Source organism: Candidatus Polarisedimenticolia bacterium, assembly GCA_036004685.1.
Classification (GTDB): Bacteria; Acidobacteriota; Polarisedimenticolia; order Gp22-AA2; family AA152; genus DASYRE01.
In genome coordinates this window covers 41877-58309 of sequence record DASYRE010000037.1, presented here as the reverse complement: position 1 = coordinate 58309, position 16433 = coordinate 41877, and the positions used below count along the sequence as shown (strand labels likewise).

At 65.6% G+C, this 16433-nt stretch carries 12 protein-coding genes; 4 read left to right on the top strand and 8 right to left on the bottom strand.

The annotated features are described in order from the left end of the window. Positions 1 to 2: 2 nt before the first annotated feature. The 4 genes from VGR67_10165 (at position 3) to VGR67_10150 (ending at position 5208) form a co-directional block, all read left to right on the top strand. A complete protein-coding gene (locus tag VGR67_10165; protein HEV8336770.1) occupies positions 3 to 1403 on the top strand; it encodes a sigma-54 dependent transcriptional regulator in 1401 nt (466 codons plus the stop codon). A 98-nt stretch (positions 1404 to 1501) separates the two neighbouring features. Continuing rightward, complete coding sequence (locus tag VGR67_10160) at positions 1502 to 1933, top strand: Rrf2 family transcriptional regulator (protein ID HEV8336769.1); 432 nt, start codon at positions 1502 to 1504, stop codon at positions 1931 to 1933. A gap of 40 nt (positions 1934 to 1973) precedes the next feature. Next, a complete protein-coding gene (locus tag VGR67_10155) occupies positions 1974 to 3026 on the top strand; it encodes a PHP-associated domain-containing protein (GenBank protein HEV8336768.1) in 1053 nt (350 codons plus the stop codon). A 130-nt stretch (positions 3027 to 3156) separates the two neighbouring features. Beyond that, positions 3157 to 5208 carry a radical SAM protein gene (locus VGR67_10150; protein ID HEV8336767.1) on the top strand — a complete coding sequence of 684 codons (2052 nt, stop codon included), beginning with the start codon at positions 3157 to 3159 and terminating at the stop codon, positions 5206 to 5208. Between the two features lie 81 nt (positions 5209 to 5289). Here VGR67_10150 and VGR67_10145 read toward each other — a convergent pair whose 3' ends face one another. The 8 genes from VGR67_10145 to VGR67_10110 all read right to left on the bottom strand — a co-directional run bounded on the left by VGR67_10145 (position 5290) and on the right by VGR67_10110 (position 16369). Continuing rightward, on the bottom strand, positions 5290 to 6045 hold the full coding sequence (locus VGR67_10145) for a glycosyltransferase family 2 protein (GenBank protein HEV8336766.1): 756 nt from the start codon (positions 6043 to 6045) through the stop codon (positions 5290 to 5292). 9 nt (positions 6046 to 6054) lie between these two features. Continuing rightward, positions 6055 to 7596: a fatty acid--CoA ligase family protein gene (locus VGR67_10140; protein ID HEV8336765.1), complete on the bottom strand. Its 1542-nt coding sequence runs from the start codon at positions 7594 to 7596 to the stop codon at positions 6055 to 6057. An 11-nt stretch (positions 7597 to 7607) separates the two neighbouring features. Beyond that, entirely contained in the window at positions 7608 to 8519 is a 912-nt protein-coding gene (ftcD, locus tag VGR67_10135; GenBank protein ID HEV8336764.1) for a glutamate formimidoyltransferase, read from the bottom strand. Next, a complete protein-coding gene (locus VGR67_10130) occupies positions 8503 to 9879 on the bottom strand; it encodes a glutamate-cysteine ligase family protein (protein HEV8336763.1) in 1377 nt (458 codons plus the stop codon). The genes ftcD and VGR67_10130 overlap by 17 nt, the downstream gene beginning before the upstream one ends. Positions 9880 to 9950: 71 nt before the next feature. Next, the gene (locus tag VGR67_10125; GenBank protein ID HEV8336762.1) at positions 9951 to 11612 is read right to left on the bottom strand and encodes a helix-turn-helix domain-containing protein; all 1662 of its coding nucleotides are present in this window, start codon (positions 11610 to 11612) and stop codon (positions 9951 to 9953) included. Between the two features lie 10 nt (positions 11613 to 11622). Continuing rightward, on the bottom strand, positions 11623 to 13110 hold the full coding sequence (locus tag VGR67_10120; GenBank protein ID HEV8336761.1) for a SpoVR family protein: 1488 nt from the start codon (positions 13108 to 13110) through the stop codon (positions 11623 to 11625). After that, complete coding sequence (locus VGR67_10115; GenBank protein HEV8336760.1) at positions 13107 to 14213, bottom strand: DUF444 family protein; 1107 nt, start codon at positions 14211 to 14213, stop codon at positions 13107 to 13109. The genes VGR67_10120 and VGR67_10115 overlap by 4 nt, the downstream gene beginning before the upstream one ends. Before the next feature lie 89 nt (positions 14214 to 14302). Continuing rightward, positions 14303 to 16369, bottom strand: a complete 2067-nt coding sequence (locus VGR67_10110; GenBank protein HEV8336759.1) for a serine protein kinase — start codon at positions 16367 to 16369, stop codon at positions 14303 to 14305. Positions 16370 to 16433 lie beyond the last annotated feature (64 nt).

The window sequence follows — 16433 nt, the reverse complement described above, 5'->3', positions numbered from 1 at the left end:
CGATGCCGAGAGCGCGAGTGCTGGTCGTGGACGACGAGGAAGGAGTGCGGACCTCCCTCTCCGGGATCCTGAAGGACGAGGGGTATCAAGTCGACTCGGTCGAATCGGGGGAGCGCTGCCTGGAAATGGTGTCGCGGAACGACTACCAGGCGGTCTTTCTCGACATCTGGCTTCCGGGAAGGGACGGGCTGGAGATCCTCGGCGAGATCGTCGCGCGCCCCGGCGCCCCGACCGTCCTGATGATTTCCGGTCATGGGACGATCGAAACGGCCGTCAAGGCGGCCCGCATCGGTGCCTATGATTTCATCGAGAAGCCCCTGTCCCTCGAAAAAGTGACCCTCACCCTGCGCAACGCTCTGACTCAGAGGCGCTTGGAGGAGAAGAACCGGCTCCTCAAGGAGGCGCTGTCGACCGATGAGACGCTGGTCGGCGACAGTGCGCCGATTCGGAGGCTCCGCGAAGAGATTGCCCTGGCCGCGCCGACGAACGGCCGGGTGCTAATCCTCGGGGAAAACGGCACGGGAAAGGAGCTTGTCGCACGGCAGATCCACTCCCTGAGCCTGCGGCGCGACGAGCCCTTCATCGAGGTGAACTGCGCCGCCATTCCGGAGGATCTGATCGAATCGGAGCTGTTCGGGCACGTCCGCGGGGCGTTCACGGGCGCCGTGGAGAACAAGCGCGGGAAGTTCGAGCTGGCGGACGGCGGGACGATTCTCCTGGACGAGATCGGCGACATGAGCTTGCGGACGCAGTCCAAGGTTCTCCGGGTCCTGCAGGAACAGACCTTCGAGCCGGTGGGGGGGAGCGTCAGCCGGCAGGTCGACGTCAGGGTCATCGCCGCCACCAACAAGGATTTGACCCAGGCAATCCTGCGGGGTGAGTTCCGGGAGGATCTTTACTTCCGCTTGAACGTGATCCCTCTTAAAGTCCCGCCTTTGAGGGAACGGCGGGAGGATATCCCCGCTCTGGCCAGGCACTTCCTGATGAAATTCGGCAAGGAGTACGGTCGCCGGCGCGCCGTCGCCCACGAGGCGATGCAGGCGCTGATGGCCTACGGATGGCCGGGGAACGTCCGTGAGCTGAGGAACACCCTCGAGAGGATGGTCATCATGACGTCGGCCGAGACGATCGGCCTCGCCGATCTGCCGGCGGCCGTGCGCCGGGGGTCGGCGGGCCCGGGAGTTCCCTGGCAGGGGCTCGACGAATTCGACACTCTCAAGGAAGCCCGCGAGGAATTCGAGAAGCGGTTCATCACCAAGAAACTCGAGGAAGCGGGCGGCAACGTCGCCAAGGCCGCGGAGCGCATCGGCGTCGAGCGCAGCCATCTCTATCGAAAGCTTCGGGCTTACGGAATCAAGGCCCCGCCGGCCCGCGCGGCGGAGGACGGGGAAGCCGAGCCTTGACTTGCGCCGGGGCTTCTGGTAAAAACATCGCCGCTTCCGAAAGTTACGGGCCGAACCGCCCCTTCGGAAAGCGGTCGGGATGCTCCTTGGGAGACGAGATGCACCTGAACCGGGGAGTCGAATACGGGATCGAGGGGTTGACCTACCTGGCCCGCGCCGGGAACGACCGATCGATGCTGCTCCGCGAGGTCTCGCGCGCCACCTGCATCCCGGAAACCTTCCTTTCCAAGATCTTCCAGCGGCTGGTCCGGAGCGGCCTCGTGCGATCGCGGCGGGGCTTTCGGGGCGGATTCCTCCTGGCCCGGCCGGCGAGCCAGATTACCCTTCGCGAGGTTATCGAGGCGCTTCAGGGACCCCTGTTCACGCCAGCGCGCGAGGAGTCACGCGCCCGGCTCACCGGCCGCGCCCGTCTGCTTCTTCAGCAGGTGATGGAGAAGGCCCAGGCGCGCGTTCAGGCGGTTCTGGAAGAAGCCACCGTCGCCGACCTCGCCTCCACCAATTTCTCGGCGCACCTCGGGGCACATTACTAGTCTCTTTTCGGACGAAATGGGTCCGTTTGGGGGAAAAGGCTTGGCATCGACATCTCCACGGAGGGCGCTCCGGACCGATCTCCATGTCCATACGCGGCATTCCCGCCTTCTCAAGATGTCGGTCCTTTCAGCCAGGGACTGTTACTCGGAGCCCGTCGAGGTCTACCGGCGCGCCAAGGCCCGCGGGATGGACTTGGTCACGTTCACCGATCACGACACCATCGACGGCTGCCTGGAGCTCCTGGAGAAGGAGGGCGAGTTCGCCGACTTCTTCATCTCCGAGGAGGTCAGCGTCCGGGATCCGCGCACGGGGTGCCGGTTCCACGTCGGCGTCTACGGCATCGATGAAGCGGCCCACCGGGAGATCCAGCGGCTTCGCGGCGACGCCGTGGAGCTGTCGGCGTATCTGGCGCGGGAGCGCATTCCCGCCGCCTTGAACCACCTCGGATCGTCCCTGGCCCGGGAGAGGATCTCGGTCGAACAGATTATCGATCTGGCCTCGCGGTTTCCCCTGATCGAAACGCGGAACGCCGCGCAGCGCCGAGCCCCCAATGCGCTGGCCGCGCAGCTCGCGGAGGTCCTCGGGGACCGGGGGCGCCCGACCGGCTGCGTCGGAGGAAGCGATGCGCATGCGTTGCAGCGAATCGCCTGGGCCTGGACGGAAGCGGAAGCCTCCGATCGATCTTCCTTCCTCGAGGCGCTGCGGGCGGGCCGGTCGGTTCCGGGGGGTGTATCGGCCCGGCTCTTCCCGATGATCCGGGACGTCTATGGCATCGTGGGGAATTACTACCGCGACGTGATCACCAATCGCTGGAGGCATTTCGAGCCGCGCGCGCGCCGTCGCGCGGCCTTCTGCGCCGCCGCCAGCCTGCCGCTCCACCTCGTCGCCCTTCCCGCGACCGCGACCGCCTTCAAGCAGGCGCGGGTGCATGGATCCTCGACCCGGTTCAGCCGCCGCTTGACGGAGGTGGCTGCCGGCAGGCGGCGTGAAGCAGCGCGAAGATCGCCCGAAAAGCCGGCCGAGGCGCCGCCCCTCGAAGGAAGGGTGGGCCCGGCGCGCTGGATTCCTCGTCCGGGATCGGAAGAAGTCTAGAAATCGGGGTGCCCCGCTCCGGATTCCGTGCCCGGCCGGGGGTCGAACGGAGAGGTGGTTCGGATCTGGTCCAATCGTCTGCAACGGTCCTTCGGAGTCTTGCCGGAGGCGGTTGAGAAGGAGTGGATTCATGAGCGAGATCGCGGTCTTTCAGGAACAGAAGGTCTTTCAGGAACAGAAGGAGAAGAGAAAGCGGGGCACGGCCGCTGAGCCTGCCCGGGCGGTGGAGGCCTCTCGTCCGGAGGGCCCTCTCGTGAAAGTGGCGCGCCGGCCGGCGAGCCCCTTCGCGCGGGCGCTGCGGAGCTCGCTGGGCGGCGCGACGCGTCATCTCGCCAACGCGGCGTGGCATACGTTCCAGACCGCCAACCGCCTCGTCCCCTATGGCCGCCTCCAGCCCCGCTGGGCTCACGCGCCGCTCCTCAAGACCGAGGAGCGCAGCCGGCCGCCCCTCGGATTCCCTCGCGAGACCGACTCGCTGTGCCCCAAGTGCGTCCTGGAGGTGCGCGCCGCCATTCTGGAAGGCCGGGAGGACTGGCAGCTCCTGATCCAGGGCAAGCCGGGAGAGATCAAGGCCCGCATCATCGAGCGGGACAACCGAATTTACATGGAGAAGGACTGCGCCAAGCACGGCCATTTCGAAGACATCATGGCGATGGACGCCGATTTCCTGCGCCGCATGGAGAAACTCTATCCGGGGCGGGATTTCGTCATGGCGAAGGACAATCTCCACAATCATGGGAGCTCGTCCATCAAATTCGGGCGGGGCGCCGTCCTGACCGTCGATCTCACCAACCGATGCAACATGATGTGCAATCCCTGCTTCATGGATGCCAATCAGGTGGGGTACGTCCACGAGCTGACCTGGGAGGACATCAAGGAGATCCTCGACAACGCCATCAGCATCAAGCCGCGCCGGCAGCTGTCGGTCCAGTTCTCGGGGGGCGAGCCCACCATCTCCCCCTACTTCCTGGACGCGGTCGCCTACGCCAAGAAGCTCGGGTACCAGTCCACCCAGGCCGCCTCCAACGGAATCCGCTTCGCTCAGGAGCCGGATTTCGCGAGAAAGGCGAAGCAGGCCGGCCTGCGGCTCGTCTACCTTCAGTTCGACGGCGTCGGGAACGAGAACAACACCCACCGCAAGGTGGGCAACCTCTACGACGTCAAGCTCCGGGCCCTGCAGAATCTCAAGGCGGCGGGCATCGACGTCACGCTCGTGGTCACGGTGGTGAACACGATCAACAACCACCAGGTGGGCCCCATCGTCAAGTTCGCCGTCGAGAACATCGACAAGATCAACGCCGTCTCGTTCCAGCCGGTCTCCTTCACGGGGCGCGACGACGAAATCGCGGACGAGGACCGTCACCGCCAGCGCTACACGCTGTCGCACCTGGCCCACGACCTGAAGGCGCAGCTCGGGATCACCGAGCCGTTGCGCGACTGGTACCCCCTCTCGGCGTCGGGGCCGTTCTCCGACCTCAAGGACACGCTCGACGGCGTCGAGGCGCAGTTCGGCTCCCTGAAATGCGGCTGCCATCCCAACTGCGGCATCGGGACGATGCTGCTCGTGAATCAAGTCACCCACGAGGTGCTGCCGATCCCCCAATTCCTCGACACCGATCGTCTCCTCGAGGACTTGAAGGTGATCAACGACTCCTCCCGGAGCCGGCTGATGACGGTGACCCAGGTGGGGCTGTCGGTCCTGCGGAATTTCCACGTCGAGGAGGCGCCCGAAGGACTGGGCTTCTGGCAGCTCCTGAAGATCATCGACGGCCACAACGGCGGCCGGCTCCGGCTGGCGGACAAGGCGCGATACGACTGGCGCATCATGATGGTGGCCGGGATGTGGTTCCAGGATCTGTTCAACTACGATTTCCGGCGCACCGAGATGTGCATCATCCCCTACGCGACCCAGATGGGCGAGATTTCATTCTGCGCCTATAACACCGGGGTAGGGTGGAGGCAGATCGTCGAGAGGGTGCACCAGACGGCGACCACGGCCGATTGGTTCGCGCGCAAAGGACGCCACGTCGTGTACGCGGGCGGCAAGAGCGTGCCGCTCCCGGAGGGCGGGCAGCCCGTAGGCGAGCTTCCCACCCCGACTTCAGTGGCCGTCCCGGGACTCAGAATCCTGTCCACGCCGGCGCAGGAGTTGGGGGCTGCTGCGGGCGGGTGCTGCCACTGAGCCTTCGCGGATTGGATCGCGAATCGGGCGGGAAGCGATTCCCGCCCTTTTCATTTCCGGGCTTCGCCGGGGGGGAGCCGGTCAGGATCTTCGGCCGAGCAGGCGGCGGCGCAGCGCGTAGCGCAGGACGCACGCGCAGATGCGATAGGTGTCGAGCCAGGGCCGGTAGTGACTGCCCGCCCGGCCGTCGGCGATGACGTTGGTGAGCGGCAGCGAAGTCACCCGGTAGCCGCCGGCCGCCGCCTTCAGCAGGAGCTCCATCTCCGCGTCGTAGGCCTCGGCGCGCAAGGAAACCCCCTTCAGAAACGCGCCGGAGTAGAAGCGGAAGCCGCTCTGGGAGTCGGCGATCCTCAGTCCCGAAAAGAAGAAGAGGGCCGAGGAGGAAAACCGGTTGCCGAAGCGCCGGCCGCGCGACATCCGCGGAAACGCCGTTTCGCGCGAGCCGACGATCAGGTCGGCTCCGGTCCGCCGGAAAGTCTCGACGAACCGGGGGATATCGGCGGGATCGTGCTGCCCGTCGGCGTCCAGCGTGATGATCCCTTCCAGAGCCTCCTCGTGCAGGCGCTGGAAGGCGGTGCGCAGCGCGGCGCCTTTGCCCCGGTTGGCGCGATGCGAAAGCACCCGGGCTCCCGCCTCCTCCGCCCGCAATCCCGTGGCATCGGTCGACCCGTCGTCCACCACCACCACGCGCGGCAGGAAGCATTGCGCCCGCCGGACGACGTCGCCGATGGAGTTGGCCGCCTCGTACGCCGGGATCACCACGGCGAAGCGGCTCTCGACAGCTTCTCCGCCCCGAGACGAGCGAGGCTCCCTGGGGTCCGCGGTTCCACGGGTCATTCCCGTTCCTTATCTTCTTGGAAGGGGCGCGACGGCGCGGATCTTAGCAAGGCCGTCCGGCGAGGTGCAACGGACCTCCGGCAGCGAAGGGGCCCGGGTCAGAAGCTCGCGGATGCGAGCCGTATCGGCCTTGCCGCGAGCGTTTCGGGGAAGGCGCCGGAAGACTTGGATCTTCTTCGGCATCTTGTGCAACGAGAGTCTCGCCCGGCAGAGCCCCAACAGAGAGGCCACGCTCACCTCGGTTTCGGATTCCACGGCGACGGCGACGACCTCGCCGCGGGCCGCATCGGGAATCCCGACCGCCACCGCTTCCCGGATTTCCCGTCTCTCGCGGAAGAGGCTCTCGACCTCGGCGGGCCAGACTTTCCGCCCGCTGACGTTGATCTGCCGATCGAGCCGGCCGAGGAGGTGCAGCCGGTTCCTCGAGTCGACCTTCCCCAGGTCGCCCGTCGCGAATCTGCCGCGGAACAGCTGCAGGCGGGCGCCGGCCCCGACGTACCCGAGGGCGACGGACTCTCCCTCCACAAGGACGCGGCCGCTCCGCGGGAATTCCGGGCGGCGGCCCTCGGCTCCCTTCCTCTTCTCCAGCGACAGACGGATCCCCTTCATCGGCCTCCCGGCGCAACCGGGAGGAGCCGCCGCCCGCCGGGAGCGCTCGCAGGCGATCGCCCCGCACTCGCTGGTGCCATAGAAATTGCGGACCGGCGATCCCGACAAGGCCCGAAACCGAAGGGCCGTTTCCGGAGGAAGGGGGGCGCCCGCCGAGACGCAGAGCTTTAAGCGCCGCAGATCGCGCCGGGGAATCCGGGCCCGCCCCAGCATGTCGAAGAGATAGGGGACCCCGGGGAAGAAGAAGGAGCGCCGCCCGCGGAGCGCCGCGCGGAACTGATCCGGCGTCGGCTGGCTCAGCATCACGACGGGACGGCTGTGGAACAGCAGCGGGGAGAGCAGGGTGGAGAAGCCGAAAGCATGGGTCAGCGGCACGGCCGCGAGTCCCCACCATTCCGGAGGGGTCCGCAGCGAGGCCAGAATGTTCGAGGCATCGGCGAGCATCTGGGAGGCGCTCAAGGCGACGCCGCGCGGCGGGCCGGTGGATCCCGAGGTGGTGCGGACCAGGACGGTCTCCCGGGGAAGCGAAAGTCTCGGCTGCCTTGCCGGCAGCGGCCGGAGTCGCAGAGGAGGCGGCCGGAGGGAGGGGACGCCGCCGGCGTCCTCCAGGAGGTGATCCGGCCGGAAGCGGCGAATCATCTCGTCGACTTCCGGGCGCGTGGCGCGGCCGTCGGCGAGAAAGGGGATGCAGTCGAGGCTCCAGAGAGCGGGAAGGACGAGGGTGGCCGAGAGGGGATCGGACAGAACGGCGAGAACGCGGCCGCCGGAAAGCCCGGCCCCGGAAAGGGCCCGGCTCAGCCGCTCGATGCGCCCCAGGAGCTCGGGCCCGGAGAAGGCGCATCGGGAAGGCAGCCAGACGAGCAGGCGGGGAAGAGGCGAATTCCTCAGGCAGCCGCGGGCGCGGGCGAACAAGGCTCGGGGACTCGAGTCGATGCTTCTCACCGGCGAAAAGGTCACTCCCCTCCGGGCTCGGCTAGCCGGTTCTCGAGGACCTGCGAGACGTGGAAATCCTCCAGGCGAAGATAGAAGTCGGCGGCGGAGAGGAGCGCGTCGTTGGGCACGAGCCCCACGATCTCGCTGCCGACGACCGGGACTCCGTAGCGCGCCGCCTCGCTCTTGATCATCTCCACGACGCGATGCAGCGGGGTCTTCTTGAAATTGACCATGTTGATGGAGACCTGGGCCAGGCGCCGATCGGAGAGCATCACGCCCATGGCCTTGCAAAACCGCAGGCCTCCGCTGCTGTGCCGGATCGCGCGGGCGATCTTTTCGGCGATCTGCACGTCGGGCGTGCCCAGGTTCACGTTGAACGCGATCAGGAACTCGCGGGCCCCGATCACCGTCGCGCCGGCCGAAGCGTGGGGCTCCGCGGGTCCGAAATCGGGAGCCCAGAGGGCTTCCTTCAGCTTCCGGGGCAAGGCCTCGAATTCCCCCTTGCGAATGTCCGCCAGGTTGCGACGGTGCTCGGCGGTGGCCGCCTCCTCGTAGAGGTAGACGGGTACCTGGAAGCGCCCCGCGATCTCCTCCCCCAGCGAGCGCGCCAGCCGCACGCAATCGGCCATCGCGACCTCCTTGACCGGGACGAAGGGGACGACGTCGACCGCCCCCAGGCGCGGATGCTCGCCGCGGTGGCTCCTGAGATCGATGTGCTGCAGGGCGGCCTCGAAAAGGGCGAGGATGGAGGCGCGCACCTCCTGCTCGTCGCCCGCCATGGTCAGAACGGATCGGTTGTGATCGGCGTCGGAAGAGACGTCCAGGACGCGCGCCCCCTGCGGGGTGCTCCGCACCGCTTGCACGATGGCCTGGACCACCTCGAGGCGGCGGCCCTCGCTGAAATTCGGAACCGTCTCAATAATCTTCGGCACCGCTTCCTCCCGGTGACTGGGTCGGTTTCAAAGTGTTCCGTCCGCAGAACTCGATCAGCCGCAGCGGCTCTTGACGCCACTCGCCGAGCCATCGCTCCTGTAAGAGCCGCGCGGGGCTGCTTTTGGCCTCGAAGAGGATCTCCGCCAACGGATCGAGAAGAGAGGATGGCTCGCCCTGCCTCGACAATCCCTCGGCCGCGATGCGGTAGAGGTCCGTCCCCATGGCGAGCGCCGATCGCCGGCCCAGTCGCGCCCGAGCGCCGATCCGCGAGGCTTGCTGGTGGAATTCGAGCCTCTCCTGGGTCGAGAACCCGGACACCAGGCCCCAGGCCTCCCGGCGAGAGGCGGCATCATAGAGCAACCCCTTCCACAACGCCACCAGACAGACGGCGGAGGCGCCGTCCCCCGAATCTCCGCCCCGGATCTCGAGATACCGCTTAAGGCGGACCTCCGGGAAGAGGGTGGTGAGGTGGAGCTCGAAATCGGCCAGGGTCGCCCGGTGCTCCCGGAAGCCCGTCCGGAGGTAGTCGCGGAACGTGAGGCCCGTGACGCGCCGGAAGCCCGCCTCGCGCTGGATGAACATGAGAGGAACGTCCAGGGCGTAGTCGAGATAATCGCGGAAGCGGACTTCCTCCGACCAGGCGAAAGGCAGCAACCCGCAGCGGGCCGGGTCGGTGTGCAGCCAGATCCAGGCGCGATAGCTCATGAATCCCGTGGGCTTCCCTTCGAGGAGGGGGGAATTAGCGAACAGCGCGGTGACCAGCGAGGTGGCGGCCATCGCCGTGCGAAGCTTGTCCATGGCATCGGCTTCGTCGTCGTAGTCGAGATTGACCTGGACGCCGGCCGTCTGCTTCATCATGCGATGGCTCAGCTCCCCGGTCGACGCCAGGTGGGCGGACATGACGGCGTACCGGGGCTTGGGAACCCATTCGATCTCGTGGAGCGGGGAGAAGGGCTGAAGCCCCACGCCGAGCCACGCGATTCCCAGGGGCCGGGAATGATCGCGGATCCGGGCGCTGAAGCGGGCCACCTCTTCGCGGAGGTCCTCCAGCCGGCGGTGCACCTTTCCCGACAGCTCGAGCTGCCCGCCGGGCTCTACGGTGATCCGGACCCCGTCCTTCTCCAAGGCGATGATGTGCTCGCCGGCGTACGATGGATGCCATCCGTCCATCGAGACCAGCCGAGCCAGCAGCGACGAGAGGGAGGCGCGGCCGTGGTAGGGGATGGCCCGGCCGCTTTCGGCGCAGACCCCCGCCCGCTCGTACTCGATCCCGACACCCCAGTCCTCGTGAGGCTTCGCCCCGGACTGGAAGTAGCCTTCGAGATCCCGGACGTCTTCGAGAGTCCCGTTTTCGAGCATGATTTCACCAGAATTGAGGCCGGATTCTATCTATTCCGCGTTCGGAAAGGAAGGCGTGAGGAGGAGGGGTCCTAGCGGGAGCGCTTGGGGATCGCCTTCTCGGGAGGATGGATTCGCGCCATGTACTCGCGGCTCACGACGGCCGGATCCAGCCCGAGGCAAAGCGCCAGCTGGCGCAGAAAGCCGCGCAGGAAAACAGCCTCGGGTAATTCGGCGAATCGATCCGCCTCCAGCGCTTCGAGGATCGAGGGGCGAATCTTGGTGCGCTCAACGATCGCCTCCAGGCTAAGCTTCCGTCCCTCCCGGTGCTCGCGCAGCGAGGCTCCGGTGACGGGCACGCCACGGCCGGGGATCTTCGCCTCCGAGGAGGAAGCGGCTTTCGGTCCGGGAGGCTCGCTCTTCGATTCGTCCGCCGCGGAGACGGGAACGGTAGTGACGGTTTCAGCGGCCTCGGCCGCCGGCGCGGCGTCGGGAGAGGCGGGGAGCTCGGGCTCCGGCGGGCGCACGTCCTCGGGACGGAGGATCCCTTCCGCGACGAGCCGGCGATCGTACTCGGCCCGGCTCTCCAGAAAAATCAAGGTTCGGTAGGCGTTCTCGACCAAGGAGGCCACTTGCTCCACCCGTCCGGGCGACAGGCCGGGGTGGCGGAAGGGGGATTCGGGATCGTAGGCGCGCTTCAGCAGCTGGTAGGACTGCTGGATCTCCTTGGAGGGGGCGCCGGGAAGGACCTCGAGAAGGCGGTAATAATCGAGCGAGCTCAAGTCCCGCGAGAGCGGCGGTTCAACGTCGGCTTCCCGGAACGGGGAGAGGAGCGCCGAGACGGTGCGCTCGATCCCCTGGGTCGCCGGGGAGTTGGGATATTGCTGGGAGAGCGGCTTGCGCTTCTGGACGGATTGCAGGACCGAAAGATCGTATTCCACGCAGCCCACCGGCTTCAGCTCCAGGCCGAAGAACTTGTCGAAACCGCTCCGCAGGAGGTCGGTAATCTCCGTCTCTGAATCGCCGCGGGCCTGGTTGAGGATCAGCCGGAGGCGAAGCGGTTTCAGCAGCTCCAGGATTCTGCCGCACAGTTCAGGTTCTTCGCCACGCAGGCGCTCCACGGCCGCGCGAAAGCTCGAATGGTCGCTCTGAGGATCCTCGAGGGCCGCCGCGATGGCGAGCTTCTCCCGGTCCTCCCCCGGAAGGCGGGACTCCAGGATTCTCTGAATCAGCGATTCGGTGAAGAGATAGAGCGATTCGAAGGAAGCCGGCTCGGGGCTCGTCACGAGGATTCCGAGGCGCGCGGCGCGAAAGAGATCCAGCGTCTCCGGCCCCCGTCCCGACCCGCAATCCACCAGGACGATGTCCACCGGCAGGGAAGCCGTTTTGTCGAGGAACCGCTTGAGGATCAGCTCCCGCTCGGCCGGCGAGAGGGAGCGTTGCGAGCCGGCCAGGAGCTTGAGTCCCGCGACGGACGTATCCCGCATCAGGGACGGAAGGGCGGCGTCGTCCGACTCCAGCAAGCCTTCCAGGCTGCGGGGGATCCGCCCGAGTCCGAGATAGGAGGGGAGGTTGGCGCCGTGGAAGTCGAGATCGGCGAGGGCCACTTTCCTCCCCAGCCGGGCCATCTGGATCCCCATGTTGGCGGCCAGGAGCGTCCGGCCGACCCCTCCCTTCCCGCCGGCCATGGCCCAGAGGACCGGGGGGGGAGGCGCGGCGACGTCTTCGGACGCGAGCGGGGGAGAATGCGGCATGAGCTCCGGATCAGGCGACCTGGTCGCCGACCTCCGTCTCCTCGAAGGACTCTCCGGTGAAGGTGATGATACGGGGTTTGTCGTCCACGACGGTCGCCAGATTCACCGGACGCTGCCAAATCTTCTGGACGTTCCGCAACGTGTCGCGCGCATAGTCGGACCGCAGCGGGACTCCTTCGTACCGGTGCCGGAGGAGGAGCTCTCCCTTGTTCCGATGGTTGCCGTCAGCCACCTCCACGAAGGGCAGTCCTCGATTGGTGAGCTGGAAGAGCAGCTTCTGCTTGATTTCCCGGAAGCTGCGGCTGCTGATCTGGTAGAGGCCGGTCTTCGGGTTGAAATCGTAGACGAACATCTTATGACGGCGGCAGAATTCCTCGGTGAGGTAGTTGTCGATGAAGGTGACGTCGTTGCCGAATCGCCGGACCTCGAAGATCTTTCCCCGGCCGAGCCCCAGCTTGCGATCCCAGGCCAGCCGCTCCGTCAGGGTCTCGCATTCCTCGTATTCCTTGCCGAATCGTCCGCGGTTCCAGCGGTCCTCGATGTCCCGGAACAGCTCGACCCCGAGCTTGTACGGGTTCAGGCGCCCCGGGTGCGCCGCGACAGTCCCCGAATGGTGATCGGCGTAGTCGATCACCTCGGCGTCGGTGAGGCAGCGCTCGGTCATGATCTTGGAATGCCAGTAGGTGGCCCATCCCTCGTTCATGATCTTGGTCTGTCCCTGGGGCGCGAAGTAGTAGGCTTCCTCGCGGACGATGCTCAGGATGTCGCGCTGCCAGTTGTCGAGGGGAGAGTACTCGATGAGGAACTTCAGCACGTCCCGGGCCGGCTCCTCCGGAAAGCTCTTCTTCCTCTCGGCCTGATCCTGGAGGCGCTTCTCTTCCCGCGCGATGTAGGCGGGGGGATTGATGTAATCGTGCATGTACTCCTTGCTCTTGAGCCGGCGGATCGCGGGGCGCGGCTCCTCCTGTTGCGGGCGGGCCGGCCGCTCCCGGACGATGAACAGGGAGTGGGGATCGATGAGGTTCTCGATCGAAAGACAGGTGTCGATGAACGCCTCGGTCTTCTCGACGCCGTGGCGGTCCATGTAACGCCGGATCCGGGTGGCGTGATTGGCCATCTCGTCCATCATCTTGCGATTGGTGCGCGAGAACCAGACGTTGTTCTTGAAGAAATCGCAATGCGCGTAGACGTGCGCCATGACGATTTTCTGATCGACGTCGGCGTTGCACTCGAGGAGGTAGGCGTAGCACGGATCGTTGTTGATCACCATCTCGTAGATGCGCTGCAGGCCGAACGTGTAGCCCTTCTGGAGCTGCTCGTAGTCCATGCCCCATCGCCAATGAGGGTAGCGCGTGGGAAACCCGCCGTACGCCGCGACTTGATTCAGCTTGCGGTAGTCCAGCACTTCGAAGAGGACGGGGAAGAAGTCGAGACCGTAGCTCTTCGCGTGGCCCTCGATCTCCTTCTGCAAGGCGGCGAGCAGCGGGGGCAGGCTCATCGGCCTCTCCCCAGGAATTCCTTGATCGACTGGTGGATGGCGTCCTTGTTCTCGATCTTGGAAAGGGCGACGGCCTCCTCGCTTCCGAAGGCCTCCTTGAGATCCACGAGGAACTGGCCCGTTCCGTAGGGGCTCTCGACCTGTCCGTAGCAGAACAGATTCACGCCGGGGAGGAGATCCTCGCGCAGCAGACGGACGCACTCCTGCGTGTCGCCTTGGGACCAGTTGTCGCCGTCGGAAAAATGGAAGCAGTAGACGTTCCACTCCTGGGCGGGATAATCGCTCCGGATGATGTCCAGCGCCAGCCGGTAGGCGCTCGAGATCACCGTCCCGCCGCTCTCCCGCGTGTGGTAGAAGGTCTCCTGATCCACCTCTCTCGCCTCGGCGTCGTGGATCAGGTAGCGGATCTCCAGCCCTTTGTAATGGTGCCGGAGCCAAGTGTCGATCCAGAACGACTCGATGCGCACGATTTCCTTCTGCTCTTCACCCATCGAGCCGGAGACGTCCATCATGTAGACGACGGCGGCGGTGGTTTCCGGCAGGACGGTCGTCCGCCAGGTCCGGTAGCGCTTGTCGGCGCGGATGATGAACGGCACGGAGGCGGAGCGGTGGTAGGTGCCCGTTGCGAGGGAGCGTTTCAGCATCTCCTTATAGGTCCGGCGGAAATGCCGGAGCCCTTCCGGCCCGGTCTGCGTGATGCCGTGATAGCGCGCCTTCTCGGCGACGATGTTCTTCTTGCCCCGGGGCTCAATCCGCGGAAGCTCCAACTCCTCCCCCAGCATCTCCGCCAGCTCCTCGAGCGAGATGTCGACTTCCAGGATGTGCTGGCCGGGGGAGTCCCCGGCCTGGCCGGACCCGTCTTCGGGCTCGGCCGCCCCGAGGACGGTGCCGACGTCGCCGTCGCCCTGGCCGACACCGCCGGCCTGGCGGCTGCCGTGCACGAAGTGGGGGATGGCGATCTGCGGGAGAGGAATGCTGATCAGATCCTTGCCGCGCCGGCCGATGAGCTCGCCCCGGGAGATGTATTTTCGGAGGTCCTGCTTGATCTTCCCGCGGATGATCTGCTTGAAGCGGTGATGGTCCTGTTCGATGCGGAGAATCATTTCAGCATCCGTCCTCGGGGGGCGGGGGGTCGGGCGGGCGCGGCGAGCCGGGCGGATGTCCCGACTCCTGCGGGCCGCCGGACGGCTGGCTAATCCCGGGCATCTCCCCGGGCGAAGATGCTGGCGATGTAGTTCAGGACATCCGTCGCGCAGACGTCGCAGTAGCCGTAGTCCTTGATGAGCCGGCTCTTCACCACATCGATCTTTTCCTGGGTCTCCTTGTCCACGACGCTGCTCACCAGGCTCGTCAGCTTGATGGAGTCCTTCTGGTCCTCGAAGAGCTTCAACTCGAGGGCCTTGTGGAGGCGCTCGTTGGTGCGGTAGTTGAACGTTTTGCGCTCCACGGCCAGCGCGCCGATGTAGTTCATGATCTCCCGGCGGAAATCGTCCTTCCGGTTCTCGGGGATGTCGATCTTCTCCTCGATCGATCGCATCAGCCGCTCGTCGGGCTCTTCGTCCTGGCCCGTGTACTTGTTGCGGACCCTTTCCTTCTGCGTATAGGCCTTGATGTTGTCGATGTAGTTCGCGCAGAGCCGACTGATCGCTTCTTCGTCCGCCGAGATGGCCCGCTGGACCTCGTTCTTGGCGATGTCCTCGTACTCCTGCTTCACGACCGAAAGCAGGTCCCGGTAACGCTTGCGCAGGTCCTCGTTCGTGATCAGGGAATGATGCTTCAGCCCGCTCTCCAGCTCGTTGAGCACCATGAAAGGATTGATGCACCCCTCTCCCTTGTCGGAGACGAGCGCATTGCTGATCTTGTCCTGGATGTAGCGGGGCGAGATGCCGTCCATCCCCTCGCGGACCGCCTCCTTGCGGAGCTCCTTGACGTTGTCCTCGGTGAAACCGGGGAGGGTCTTGCCGTTGTAGAGCTTCAGCTTCTGCAGCAGCGTCAGATCGGCTTTCTTGGGCTCCTCGAGACGGGTCAGAATCGCCCACATGGCCGCCATCTCGATGGTGTGGGGGGCGATGTGCTTGCCGCGGATCCGTGAGGGGTTGTAGTCCTTCTCGTAGATCCGAATCTCCTCGGTGAGCTTGGTGATGTAAGGGATGTCGATCTTCACCGTGCGATCCCGCAGCGCCTCCATGAACTCGTTGTGCTGGAGCTTCCGATACTCGGGCTCGTTGGTGTGGCCGATGATGACTTCGTCGATGTCGCACTGGGCGAACTTCTTCGGCTTGATCTTGTGCTCCTGGGAAGCTCCGAGAAGATCGTAGAGGAACGCCACGTCCAGCTTCAGCACCTCGACGAACTCGATGATGCCCCGGTTGGCGATGTTGAACTCGCCGTCGAAGTTGAAGGCGCGCGGATCCGAATCGGAGCCGTATTCGGCGATCTTCCGGTAGTTGATGTCCCCGGTCAGCTCCGTGGAGTCCTGGTTCTTCTCGTCCTTGGGCTGGAACGTGCCGATGCCGACGCGATCCTTCTCGGAGAGGATGAGCCGCCGGACCTTCACATGGGAGATGATGCGGGTCCAGTCGCCGCCATAGCGCAGGGTCAGCTCCTGGAACTGCTGGCGGCAGGCGGGACAGAGCTCGCCTTCCACGGACAGACGCTCCGCTTCCGGCTTTCCCTCATTCAGCCGGGCGAACACTTCCTGGCGCAGCTCCAGCGGAATCAAGTGCAGCGGCTCCTCGTGCATGGGACAGGCGAGCTCCAGCGTCGCGTGGTCCTGCTTCTTGCGCGTGTTCTCGTCCTCCACCACCCAGGAGAAGCTGTACAGGGCGCCGTCCGCGGTCCGCGAGTACTCCTCCAGGCCTTTCTTGAGCCTCCGGACGATGGTGCTCTTGGAGCTCCCCACCGGACCGTGGAGCAGGAGGACCCTCTTCTCCGTTCCGTAGCGCTTCGCCGCCGACTTGAAGACGTTCACCATCTTCATCAGAGGGATGTCGAGGCCGTACACCGCATCCACGCCCGCGCAGTCCTTGTCGTCGAAGAAGTTGTAGTGGATGATTTTCTTCTTGTACTCGTAGTATTCGCGGGTCCCTTGCGCGAGAATCATGTCGTAGATTCTCTGAAAGGCGCTGCGCGTCGCGCGGGGAGTCTGCCGGACGATCTGAAGGTAGTCCTCGAAGGTCCCTTCCCAATGCCGATCCCGGAATCCCTTGAGGTCCTGCAGCCTGCCGATCATCTGGATGACTTCGGCGCCCGATGACATGGCCTTCCCACCTCCCAAGCTGACCGCCTCGCCGCGATCGTGTGTGGTTTTTTCGGGATCCCGT